This window comes from Micromonospora sp. CA-263727 (assembly GCF_050942455.1).
In the GTDB taxonomy this organism is placed as follows: domain Bacteria; phylum Actinomycetota; class Actinomycetes; order Mycobacteriales; family Micromonosporaceae; genus Micromonospora.
In genome coordinates, this window is the sequence record NZ_CP192031.1 from 4,452,116 (window position 1) to 4,464,043 (window position 11,928).

At 74.0% G+C, this 11,928-nt stretch carries 9 protein-coding genes; 3 read left to right on the top strand and 6 right to left on the bottom strand.

Features of this window, described 5'->3' with window-relative positions; all coding sequences use genetic code 11:
• The first annotated feature begins 63 nt into the window (after positions 1–63).
• Entirely contained in the window at positions 64–1,599 is a 1,536-nt protein-coding gene (locus ACQPYA_RS19385; RefSeq protein ID WP_433528511.1) for a TldD/PmbA family protein, read from the top strand.
• The gene (locus tag ACQPYA_RS19390) at positions 1,596–2,972 is read left to right on the top strand and encodes a metallopeptidase TldD-related protein (protein WP_433528512.1); all 1,377 of its coding nucleotides are present in this window, start codon (positions 1,596–1,598) and stop codon (positions 2,970–2,972) included. Before ACQPYA_RS19385 ends, ACQPYA_RS19390 begins: the two co-directional genes overlap by 4 nt.
• Before the next feature lie 14 nt (positions 2,973–2,986).
• Here ACQPYA_RS19390 and ACQPYA_RS19395 read toward each other — a convergent pair whose 3' ends face one another.
• From ACQPYA_RS19395 to ACQPYA_RS19420, 6 genes are read right to left on the bottom strand one after another with little or no spacing between them, the layout of a single operon-like run.
• On the bottom strand, positions 2,987–3,778 hold the full coding sequence (locus tag ACQPYA_RS19395; RefSeq protein WP_433528513.1) for a hypothetical protein: 792 nt from the start codon (positions 3,776–3,778) through the stop codon (positions 2,987–2,989).
• A 51-nt stretch (positions 3,779–3,829) separates the two neighbouring features.
• Positions 3,830–5,557 (bottom strand): ABC transporter substrate-binding protein, encoded by a 1,728-nt coding sequence (locus ACQPYA_RS19400; RefSeq protein ID WP_433528514.1) that lies wholly within the window; start codon positions 5,555–5,557, stop codon positions 3,830–3,832.
• Positions 5,554–7,266 carry an ABC transporter substrate-binding protein gene (locus ACQPYA_RS19405; RefSeq protein ID WP_433528515.1) on the bottom strand — a complete coding sequence of 571 codons (1,713 nt, stop codon included), beginning with the start codon at positions 7,264–7,266 and terminating at the stop codon, positions 5,554–5,556. Before ACQPYA_RS19405 ends, ACQPYA_RS19400 begins: the two co-directional genes overlap by 4 nt.
• Positions 7,267–7,316: 50 nt before the next feature.
• On the bottom strand, positions 7,317–8,537 hold the full coding sequence (locus ACQPYA_RS19410; RefSeq protein ID WP_433528516.1) for a DUF885 domain-containing protein: 1,221 nt from the start codon (positions 8,535–8,537) through the stop codon (positions 7,317–7,319).
• Complete coding sequence (locus tag ACQPYA_RS19415; protein ID WP_433528517.1) at positions 8,534–10,246, bottom strand: ABC transporter substrate-binding protein; 1,713 nt, start codon at positions 10,244–10,246, stop codon at positions 8,534–8,536. The genes ACQPYA_RS19410 and ACQPYA_RS19415 overlap by 4 nt, the downstream gene beginning before the upstream one ends.
• Complete coding sequence (locus tag ACQPYA_RS19420; RefSeq protein ID WP_433528518.1) at positions 10,243–11,580, bottom strand: aminotransferase class V-fold PLP-dependent enzyme; 1,338 nt, start codon at positions 11,578–11,580, stop codon at positions 10,243–10,245. The genes ACQPYA_RS19415 and ACQPYA_RS19420 overlap by 4 nt, the downstream gene beginning before the upstream one ends.
• A 138-nt stretch (positions 11,581–11,718) precedes the next feature.
• Here ACQPYA_RS19420 and ACQPYA_RS19425 point away from each other — a divergent pair, with 138 nt between their 5' ends.
• Positions 11,719–11,904, top strand: coding sequence for a hypothetical protein (locus ACQPYA_RS19425; RefSeq protein ID WP_433528519.1), 186 nt, complete (start codon positions 11,719–11,721; stop codon positions 11,902–11,904).
• The last annotated feature ends 24 nt before the right edge of the window (positions 11,905–11,928 follow it).

The following is an 11,928-nucleotide window of genomic DNA, read 5'->3' on the forward strand; positions in this document are numbered from 1 at the left end:
ATCACCTGCACGGCGCACTAATCTCCTCACCGCAACCCCCGGGTCGCCACGCCGCCGGCGCGGATGGCGGCACCCCGGCGACCGGAGGCGCGTGTGCCCGACGAGATCGACGACTCCTTCCTCGCCCTCCCGCTGGCCCGGCTGGCCGACGCCGCCCTGTCCCGGGCCCGTGAGCAGGGCGCGCGGTACGCCGCGCTGCGGGTGCAGCGGGTCCGCTCCGGACGCAGCGTCGTGCACGACGGCGCGCTGCGGGCCAGCGAGGAGGAGACCGAGATCGGCCTGGCGGTGCGGGTGCTGCACCACGGCGCGTGGGGCTTCGCCGCCGCGCCGGAGCTCACGCCGGAGGCGGCGGTGCGCGCCTGCGACGACGCCGTGGCGCTGGCACGGGCCTGCGCCGACGTCGGCAGCACGCCGGTCGCGCTCGCACCCGAGCCGACCCACACGGCGGCAACCTGGACCTCGCCGCACCGGATCAACCCCTTCGACGTGCCGGAGAGCGAACGGGTGGAGTTGCTGGGCCACTGGTGCGCCGGGCTGCTGGCGCACCGGTCGATCGCGCACGTGCTGGCCCGCGCCACCGCCACCCAGGAGAACACCTACTACGCCGACCTCGACGGCACCAGCGTCACCCAGCAGCGGATCCGGGTGCACCCGCAGGTACTGGCGGTGGGCCGGCACCCCCGTGACGGCGGCACGCAGACGCTGCGGACGGTCGGCCCACCGGTGGCCCGCGGTTGGGAGTACCTGCACGGCGAGGGTTGGGACTGGGCCGGTGAGCTCGCCGAGCTGCCGGCGCTGCTGGCCGAGAAGGCGCAGGCCCCGCCGGTGCGGCCCGGCCGCTACGACATGGTGATCGACCCGTCGCAGCTCTGGCTCACCATCCACGAGTCGGTCGGGCACGCCACCGAGTACGACCGGGCGCTGGGCCAGGAGATGTCGTACGCCGGCGGCACCTTCGCCACCCCCGACTCCACCGGCCGGCTCCGGTACGGGTCGCCGCTGATGACCGTCGACGCCGACCGGGCGACCGAGCACGGGTTGGCCACCGTCGGGTTCGACGACGAGGGGGTGGCCGCGCAGTCCTGGCCGCTGATCGAGGAGGGGGTCCTGGTCGGCTTCCAGCACGACCGTGCCTCCGCCGCGCAGGCCGGCCTGGCCCGCTCCGCCGGCTGCGCGTACGCCGAGTCGTACCGGCACACGCCGATGGCCCGGATGCCGAACGTGTCGCTACGTCCGGCGACGGACGGGCCCGACACCGCGGCCCTGATCGCCGGCGTGACGGACGGCTTCTACCTGGCCGGCTCCGACAGCTGGTCGATCGACATGCGCCGACGGCAGTTCCAGTTCACCGCGCAGCGCTGGCACCGCATCCGCAACGGCCGACTGACCGGGCAGGTGTCCCGCGCCGCCTACCAGGCGGAGACCACCGGGTTCTGGTCATCGCTCTGCGGGCTGGGTGGGGAGGGCACCTGGCTGCTCTCCGGCGCCGACATGTGCGGCAAGGGGCAGCCGGTGCAGGCGAGCGCCGCCAGCCACGGCTGCCCGGCCGCCGTGTTCCGTGACATCGAGGTCGTCGACACCGGAGGGCGCGACGGGTGAACGGGATCCAGGATGCCCTCGAAGCGGCGCTGCGTCACCGGCGGGATGCCGACGAGTTGCTGCTGATCGCCGACGAGACCGCCGCCGCGCAGCTGCGGTGGGCGGGCAACGCGCTGACCACCAACGGCAGCGTCCGGGCCCGGCGGGTGACCGCGGTGGCGCTGCGGCAGGGCGCCGCCGGGATGCACGTCGGCCTGGTCAGCCACGGTGGGGCACTCGGTGACGCCCTGCCCGACCTGGTCCGCGCGGCCGAGCGGGCCGCCCGGGACGCCCCACCCGCCGCCGACGCCGCGTCGCTGCCCGCGCCCTGGCAGACACCGTGCTGGGCGGAGCCGCCCGGTGGCACGTCGGTCGACGCGTTCCGCGACGTGCTGCCCGGCCTCCGGGACGCCTTCGCGGCGGCCGGGCAGCGGCAGCTGTACGGCTACACCGAGCACCGGGTGGTCACCACCTACCTCGCCGCGTCGACCGGCGCCCGCCTGCGGCACCTCCAGTCCGGCGGCCTATTCGACCTGAGCCTGCGGGACGGGGCCGATGCCTCGGCCTGGGCCGGCGTCACCGCGCCGGACCTGTCCGAGCTGGACGCGGCGGCGCTCACCGGCGAGTTGTCCGCGACGCTGGGGCGGCCCGGCCGCCGGGTCGAGCTGCCCCCGGGCCGCTACGAGGTGCTGCTCACCCCGAGCTGCGTGGCCGACCTGATGCTCCATCTCTACCTGGCCGCCGGGGCGCGCGGCGCCCTGGACGGGCGGACCGTCTTCAGCCGCCCGGACGGCCGGCTGCCGATCGGTGAACGCCTCACCCCGCTGCCGCTGACGCTCCGCAGCGACCCGGACGACCCGCTGCTGCCCTGCGCCCCGTTCACCGTCAGCCGGGGCACCGACGACCTCACCACGGTGGTCGACAACGGACTGCCGCTGCGGCCGACCCGCTGGATCGACGAGGGGATGCTGGCGGCGTTGGTACAGACCCGACACACGGCCGCACAGACCGGCGCGCCGCTCACCCCGATGGTGGACAACCTGGTGCTGGAGGGCGGGCCGGACGCGCCGTCGCTGCCCGAGATGGTCCGCTGCACCCGGCGTGGCCTGCTGCTCACCTCGCTGTGGTATCTGCGCGACGTCGATCCCGCGTCGCTGCTGCTGACCGGCCTCACCCGCGACGGCGTGCACCTGGTGGAGGACGGCGAGATCGTCGGCACGGTACACAATTTCCGTTTCAACGAGAGCCCGCTGTCGCTGTTGGCCCGTGCCACCGAGGTCGGCCGGCCGGTGCCGGCGCTGCCCCGCGAGTGGGGTGACTACTTCACCCGCATGGTGATGCCGCCGCTGCGGGTGCCCGACTTCCTCATGTCGGCGGTCAGCCCGGCAACCTGAGACGGCGGCGGCGCTCAGCGGGACGGCGGCCCGAACAGCGCGGCGAACCGGTCCAGGGTGTGCCGGTCGTAGGCGAGTTGCTTCTGGGGTGGGTACGGACGCCGGGCCGGCGGCAGGTATCCGGGCTCGCCGCGCCGGGGCAGTGTCCCGTCCGGGCGGCGCAGGTGCGGCCCGTAGAAGAACCAGCAGAGCTGACCGACCAGTTCGGCGAAGACCAGCGGATGCAGGTCGGCCGGGTACATCGCCAGGTGGCAGCGGGTGGCCCGGAACTCTCCGTGCGGCCCGAAGGTGTTGCCGTACAGGACGTGGCCGAAGACGTCGTGCACCGCCCGGAAGATGTCGTTGTGCAGCAGCTCCTCCCCGCCGGCCCGGACCCCGGAGGGGGCGCGCAGCGGATGCTCGCCGCCCGCGCCGGCCGGTCCGTGCCCGTGACGGGTGAGGAAGACGTGCAGCCGGCCGCGAGAACGGACCCGTGCCACGAGATCCCGCGAGTCCCGGTACGGCTGACCCGGTCCGCTCCACGGCAGCACCCGGATCCCCGCCTCGCCGATCAGCCGGAACTGGCGCAGGTTCTCCTCAGCCAGCCGGGCGTACCCGCGGGCCATGCCGGCCGGGTCGCGCACCGTTGGAGCGGTGTCGTAGCGGTCGGCCACCGCCCGGCAAAAGTCCTCGTCGATGCGCAGCGGATCGGCGGCCAGCCGGTCCAGCCGGACGGCGGGCGCACCCGCACGCGCCGCGGCCCGGTCGGCGTGGGACTGGGCCAGCGTCCCGAGACGTACGGTGAGCCCCTGGTCGTCGCTTGTCATCGATGCTCCCGGACGGGTGTCCCCACGCGCCCGGTCCGGGCGCGCCGAGGGTCAGTCCTCCCCCAGCCAGAGGTTGGTCAGGTCGCCGTTGAGCACCGGGTACGGCAGCCAGTTGCGCACCCGGTGCCCGCGCAGCCAGTACTGGTGGGCGAAGAGGATCGGCACGACCGCGCCGTCGCGCAGCACCTCCCGCTCCGCGGCCCGCCAGTGCTCGTTGGCGGTCGCCTCGTCGGCGCAGCTCAGCGCGGCGGCGATCCGCTCGTTGACGACGGGGTTGTGGTAGTGGCCGAAGTTCGAGCCCCAGTCGTCGTTCTCCGAGACGTCGGAGCTGTCGAAGAGGGCCTGGAGGTAGACCCGGGCGTTGTTGCCGTGCCAGTCCGGCTCCCAGCCGGAGAGCGCCACGTCCCAGCGGCCCTCGCGGGCCCCGTCGGCCCGGCCGAGGTACGTGCCGAACAGCTCGGTGATGCCGGCCGGCACCAGGTCGAGGGTGATGCCGGCGCGGGCACACCCGGCCCGGACCGCCCGCGCGGTCTCCGGGTGGATGTCCCGGTCACGGTAGACCAGCTTCAGGGTGAGCCCGTCCGGGTAGCCGGCGCCGGCGAGCAGCCGGCGGGCCCGCTCCGGGTCGCCGGCGCCGCCGTTGGCCGGGTACGATGCGAACGGCTGGTGCGCGCGGCACAGCGGCGGCAGGATCTGCTCGGCGATGTCGTTGAGTCGCGGCCCACCCCAGACCTCGGCGACGGTGGTCTTGTCGATCGCGTACTGCAACGCCTCCCGGACCTCCCGGCGGGCCAGTGCCCCGCCCTGGTTGGGGCTGAGCACATTGATCACCAGATACGGGCTGAACAGGCCGGCCGGGCAGACCTCCAACCGGGGGTCCTCGGCGGCGAACATCTGCGGCAGCCGCTCGGTCAGCGGCTGGATGTCCCACATCATGTCGGCGTCGCCGGCGATCACCAGGTCGTGGCAGGTCTTCTCGTCCAGCCCCTGCCGCACCTCGATCCGGTCCACGTGGGCCGCCCGGATCGGGTCGGTGGCCGGATCCCAGGTGCGGCTGCGCTCCAGGGTGATCCGCTGGTCCGGCTCGTAGCCGGTGATCCGGTACGGCCCGATCGAGCCGATCCGCTGGTTCAGCTCGGGGCTGCCGGGCACGAACCAGAGGTATTCCTCCGGCGCCGGGGAGGCGAACGGCAACGCCAGGATGTTGAGGAAGTCCGGCGTGGGACGGCGGGTGGTCAGCTCCAGCGTCCGCTCGTCGAGCACGCGCAACCCGGGCACCTCGGCGGCTTCCAGGTAGGGCGCCACCAGGTCCAGTTCACGGGGCAGGGTGAGCAGGTCGTCGCGGAACACGGCCAGCCCCTCGACGGTGCTCAGGTAGTAGGGCAGGCCGGGGCTGGGCGCCATCGGATGGGCCAGTCGCTTGATGCCGCGCACCACGTCGGCGGCGGTCAGCGGCCGGGGCCCGTCGGGCAGGTCCCAGCGCAGCCCGTCGCGCAGGGTGAACCGGTAGCGCCGGCCCTCGGCGTCGTACGGCTCGTCGGCCGCCACGGCCAGGTCCGGCACCAGGTCGCCGGCGCGCCGGTGGTCGCGGGTCGCCGGGTAGCTGACCAGCTGTCGGGTGTACGCGCGGATGATCCCCCGGGTCACCGTGTGGTATGCCAGCGCCGGGTCGAGGTGGTCGACGTCGCCCGCGCCGACCAGGGTGAGGGTGCCGCCGCGGCGCGGCCCGGCCACGTCGGAGGTCTGCCCGGCGACCAGGGGAGTGCCTGCTGCGGTCATGCGGACTCCTCCAGCCAGAGGTTCGACAGGTCGAACCAGCGGTCCACGGTGGGCATGGCGATCGCGTTGCGGACCCGCCGGCCCTTGCGGTGCGGGATCGTCGGGGCGTGCACGAGGATCGGCACGATCGCGGCGTCCCGCATGACCCGCAGGTCGACCTGGTGCCACAGCTCGGTGGCACGGGCCCGGTCGGTGGCGCCGAGCGCCTCCTCGATCAGCCGGTCGACCTCCGGGTTGTGGTACCCGCCGTAGTTGCTGGTGCCCCGGGACAGGTTGGTCTGGAACATCGGCTGCACGTAGGTGCGTCCGTTCGGGCCGAACCAGTCCGGCGTCCAGGACGGCGCGGAGATGTCCCAGGCGCCGGCCCGGGCGTTCGCCGGATCGCGGAGGAACTGGTAGTACTCGGCGTGGCCCAGCGCGACCAGGCGCACGCTGATGCCGCCCTTCTCCAGGTCGGTGGCGTAGGAGCGGGCCACCTCCGGGTTGGCGTCCACGTCCCGGTGCACGGCGGTGAGGGTGAGCCCGTCCGGGTAGCCCGCCTCGGCCAGCAACGCCCGGCAGCGCTCCGGGTCGCCCCGGTCGCCGGGGGTCGGATACAGGTTGAAGTCGACGTGCCCGTCGTTGCCCGGTGGAATCGCCGTGTGCCCGGGCAGCATCACCGTCCCGGCCTCAAGGTCGTGGTAGATCTCGGCGATCGCCGCCTTGTTGATGGCGTACGCGATGGCCTGGCGCACCTTGAGTTTGCTCATCGCCCGGCCGGCGTTCGGGCTGAGCAGGTTGAACACCAGGTAGGGGTTGAGCGCGTAACCGAGGTCGTTGCCGGGGTCGGTGGGCGGCACGTCGTACGGCTCGGTGATCGGCGAGGCCCAGGAGAGGTCGGCGCGGCCGGCGGCGATCATCTCCCCGACCTGCTGCGGGGTGGCGACCTCCATGCGCACCTCGACCCCGTCCAGGTACTGCTGGCGCACCGGGTCGGACTCCTTGCGCCACACCGGGTTGCGGGCCAGCCGCACCGAGTCGCCGTGCGCGTAGTGGGTGACCCGGTACGGCCCGTTCGAGCGCACCCGCCGCCGGAACTCCGCGCTGTCCGGCAGCACCTCGTCGTACTCCACCGGGGCGGCGGAGGCGAAGTGCAGCGCCAGGATGTGCAGGAAGTCCACCGCCGGGCGGATCAGGTCGAACACGAGCGTGCGCTCCTCGACGGCCCGGACACCGGAGATCTCGTGGCTGTTCTGGAAGGCGGCCAGTTCGGCGGCGGTCGGTTCGGCCAGGGTGATCGCGGCGGCGTACCGGTCGCAGTACTCGGCCATCCCCCGGATGGTGCTGGTGTAGTAGCCGATCCCGCCGGCCCGCAGCACCGGGTTGGCCATCCGTTTGAGGCCGCGGACGAAGTCTGCCGCGGTCACCTCACGCGGCGGTTGGGTGTCCCAGTAGACGCCGGGGCGCAGCCGGATGGTGTAGCGGGTGTGGTCGGCGCTGATGCCGCCGTTGTCGACGGTCGGGACCACCTCGGCGACGTCGGGCACGGGCGTGATCGCCGACGGGTCGCGCAGGTCGGCCACCGGCCGGTAGGTGAAGAGCTGGCGGGCGAAGAGCCGGATTATCTGCCCGCCGAGCATGTAGTAGGCGCAGGCCGGATCCAGATGGTCCATGCTGCCCGGCCCGTAGAGTCGTAGTGTTCCGCCGTACCGCGGCTGGCCGCCGTCCATCGACACGCACCCTTCGTCGTCCCTGATCGCTGCTGCCGGTGCCGGTTCGCTCAGGTGGGGGCGAGGCTGGCCCGCGCCACGTCCACCCGCAGCCGCGCGGGGAGCAACGGCTCCCGCAGCAGCGTCGTGAAGCGGTCGGCGAGGCTGGTGCCCGGCTCGCGGGCGGCCAGCCAGGCGTCGACCAGCCGGCCCCCCTCGGAGTAGGTGACCGAGTACGCGCGCCAGAGCGGGTCGGCGAGGAACCGGATCATCTGCTCGGCGCGCTCGGGCGGCAGCAGCATCCATCGCCGCAGGTATGCCAGCGCCTCGCCCTGCCCGCCGCCCTCGTCGTGCAGGAGCAGGGCGGCGTCCACCCGGGCCGGCAGGAGACGCAGGACCAGGGCGCGCATCCGCTCCACCCGCTCGCCTTCGACGTGGACCCCCTCGCGGGCGAGGACGCGCGCGGTCCACTCCCCCCAGCCGGGACCGAGCACCGCGTCCACCGCCGCCTCGGCCATGCCCTCGGCGACCAGGCACCGGGGCGTGTCGAGCAGGGCGATGGTGTGCTCGTCCTGGCCACCGCCCCGGACCAGGTCGGCTTCCTTGAGGCAGTGCTCCGTGTGGTGCCCGGGGTACGACTCGTGCGCCACGATGATGGGCAGCGCGGCGACCGACCGGCCGCTCGCCGCGTTCAACGCCACGGTCGAGCGGAAGCCGCCCAGATAGCGGTTGTAGGCGTTCCACGGCGCGTCCCGGACCACGGTGTACTCGACGCGTTCGGTTTCCGGCAGGCCGAACCGGTCCCTGGTCCGCTCGCGCAGCGCGTCGGAGACCGCCTGCACGCAGCGCTGCAACCGGTCCGGAGGAACGGTGTTGCGCCGGTAGAACTCTTCCACCCGGTCGACGAGCGGTCCCGGTCCGGGCAGCAGCGCGTCGATCTCGTCGTGTACGGCCGCGTACCGCTCCTGCGGGGTGCGGGTCACCTCGACGTCGAAGTAGGCGCGCACCTCGTCCCGGAACGACATCGGGATGCCGGCGGCCCGGTCGGCCACCGCGCGCAGCGCGGCGAGCTGGGCGGCGAGGTGCCGGCGGCGGGCCGGTTCGAGGTCGCTGCCGGGCAGCGCGGCAAGTGTCCGGGTGGCCTGGCGCGACAGTTCCCGAGGGTCGGCCGGCGCGTCGGCCGCGACCTGGTCGCGCAGCGCCGGGTCACCGTAGTAGCAGTCCACCAGGCCGTCCACCAGCCGGCCGAGCCGCAGGCCGAGCAGCAGGTAGTCGCGCACGACGGGGTTCACCGGTCCACCTCCGGGCGGACCGCGGTCAGGTCCACGGCGTACCCCTGCGGGGGCAGCGATCGCACCCCGTCGACCCGGTCCGGTCGCGCCGCAGCGGTGACGGGCGCCCGGTGCAGGATCGGCACCACCGCCACGTCGGCGACCGCGCGCTCCGCCGCGGCCCGCCAGTCGGCCTCGGCCCGCCACGGCTCCGCCGCGTCGAGCGCCCGTTCGATCAGGGCGTCCGCCTCGGGCGAGGCGTAGCCGCCGTGGTTGGCCCCGCCGGGCACCGGGGTCGCCTGCAGCATCGCCTGCACGAAGACCCGCGCGTTGTGTTCCAGCCAGTCGGGCACTCGGGATGCCACGGCAAGCTGCCACCGGCCGACCGCGGCGGGCCGGCGCAGCGCCTCGGCGTACGCGGCGTCGGAGAGCCCCGCCGGACGGGTCGGCAGGCCGGCCCGGGTGAGGCTCGCGGCGCAGGCATGGGCCACCTCGGGCCCGAGGCCGGAACGGGGGTGGATCAGCACCAGCGGTGGGCCGTCGGCGCGGTGCGCCGAGGCCAGCAGGTCGCGGCAGCGCGCCGGGTCCCCCGCGCCGTCCGGGGTGGGGTACGGGTCGGTCGGGTCGTGCCCCGCGTTGCCCGGCGGGATCAGCGAGCCGGCCACCCGCACCGGCACGCCGGGCCGGTGACGCCGGAACAGGTCCGCCACCGCGGCCTTGTCCACGGCGAGCGCCGCCGCCTGCCGAACCCGCGGATCGGCCCAGATCGGGTCGCGCAGGTTGAGCACGAGGTACGGGTCGAGCACCCAGCCGAGCCCGCCGTCACCGGCGGCGATCGGCTCGGCGGTCGGCAGGCCACCGACGGCAGGCGCGCAGGGCACCTCGGCGCCCGGGTCGACCTCGGCCCGGCCGGTGCCGTCGCTCAGGCGCAGCCGCACCCGGTCGGCCTCGGCCCGCCGGCACGGATCGCTGGCCGGCTCCCAGGCCGGGTTGCGGACCAGCTCGACCGACTCGCCGGGCCGGTGTCGCCGGATCCGGTACGGGCCGTTGGCGCGCAGGTGGGCGGTCGCCTGCGGGCTGCCCGGGACGAACGCGTCGTGCTCGACGGGCACCGCCGACGCGGCGGGCAGGGCCAGCATCTGTACGAAGTCCAGCGCCGGCCGGGCCAGCTCGATGACCAGCGTCTCGTCATCGAGCGCGATGACGCCGGGGATCTCGTGCGTGTTCTGGTACGCGGCAAGCGTCGTGGCGTCCCCGGCCCGGTGGGTGGCCTCGGCCGCCCACTCGGTGGCGAAGGCGGCCATGCCACGCACCGCGCCGGTGAAGTAGGCCAGGGACGGCGAGGGCCGCACCGGGTTGCACATCCGCTTGAAGCCGCGGACCACGTCGTGCGCGGTGACCCGACGCCGGTCGGGGGTGTCCCAGCGGACATCGGGTCGCAGGTGGAAGACGTAGCTACGGTGGCTGGCGCCGAGCCCCGCGTTCCACGTCGAGGGGACCTCCAGAGCGAGGTCGGGCACCGGGGCGACGGCCTGCCAGTCGCGCACGTCCCGCGCGACCTGCCAGGTGACCAGTTGCCGGGTGTGCAGCCGGACGAACGGGGCCGCCGAGACCGGGGCGCAACTGGGGTCGAGCGGGGCGGCGTCGGTGGGGGCGACCACCCGCAGCACACCGCCCCGGCGGCGGGGGACGGCGTTGGCCGGCTCCGGCCGGTACGGGGTGACGGTCATGACAGCTCCCGCACGAGATCCGCGATCGCGTCGACGGCGAGGTCGACCTCCTCGGCGGTGTTGTAGAGGTGGGTGCAGATCCGGGCGGCGTAGTGCTGGTGCGGCGAGCCGGCGATGTCGAACTCGGTCCACCGGGTCCAGATCCGGTGCCGGCTCTCCAACTCGTCGACGAGGCGGGCGAACTTGGTGATGTTCCAGCCGTCGGCCGGGTCGGGGAACGGGTTGAAGGCCACCACCGGCGCGGTCAGCCGGGCGTCGGTGAGCGGGGAGTACAGGGATTCGACGCCGAACCGCTCGGCGATCCGGGCCCGGGTGTGGTCGCCGAGCGCCACGGCGTACCGCTCGATCCGGTCCCGGCCGATCCGGTCCCACAGCTCGCACGCCTTGGCCAGCGCCGCGCCCCGGGCGATGCTGGCGCTGCCGGCGCTCTGGAGGTAGTCGCCCATGTTGTAGCTCTCCACCCGGGTGGTGGTGCGCGGCGGCGGGCTGCCCATCATCGGGTACCAGGTGGAGATGGTCGGCCAGAAGGTCGGTAGCGGCAGCGGGTTGTGCTCGGGGTGGACCTTGTTGCGGGCGTAGAGCAGCCCGGTGCCGAGCGGCCCGCACTGGAACTTGGAACCGGAGCAGGTGACGAAGTCGGGCCCGAGCGCCCGCAGGTCGGTGTCGAACATGCCGGGCAGCAGCGCGCCGTCGACCACGGTGGTCAGGCCGTGGCGCTGGGCCAGGTCGCAGAGTTGGCGCACGGGCATCCGGGTGCCGGTGAAGAGGGTGATCGCCGCGAACGCCAGCACCTTCGTCCGCGGGGTGATCCCGCGGGCGAACATGTCGACGATCTCTTCGGCGGTGACGTCCGGGCCGACCGGCGGGGTCAGCACGGTGAGGGTGATCCGGTGCCGGTTGCGCAGCAGGTTGAAGTTGGACAGCACCGAGTAGCACTCGTGGCTGGTGGTGATGACCTCGTCGCCCTCGTGCAGGTCGAGCCCGTTGATGACCCGGGCCACCCCCTCGGTGGCGTTGTGGCAGATCACCATCTCGTCCTGGTCGACGCCGAACGCCCGGCCGATGGTGGCGCGGTGCTCGGGGTACATGCCGGGCGGGTAGACATTGCGCAGCCCGCCGTTCCACTCCCGGGTCACCTGGTCGTTGACCTCCAGCACCTGGTACGGCATCACGCCGATGGTGCCGGTGTTGAGGTGGACGGCGTCGGGCTCCATCGCGAACAGTGACCGCAGCTCCGGAAAGGAGGCGGTGCGCAGGTTGTCGGCCGGGGTGTGCGGCCCGCCGGCGCGTAGGGCCGTCGTGGTCGCGGAGTCGTCGGTCACGCTGACGCGCATGGCGTCCCTCCTGTCAGGAGCTGGCACCCGCCTGCGAACTTACCATATGATTCTCAAGTAAATGGCGGTCCTGCTGTCCGTCCTGGCCGACCGCGCGCGGGCCGTCCCGGCGCGTCACCCGCAGAGCAGGGAGAAGCGATGATCGCGTGTCACACCGGCGGTTGGCCGGCCACCGAAGCGCCGGAGCGGGTCGAGCGCACCTCCGGCTGCCCGTGCGGCTGCTCCGGCCACTGCCGGACCGCGTCGACCGGGGCCGGCGACCGCAGCGACGGTGGCCGCGACCGCCGACAGGAACAGTTCGACGCCCGCGACCGGGTGCCCTGACAGCGGGTCCGGGACCGGTGAGGG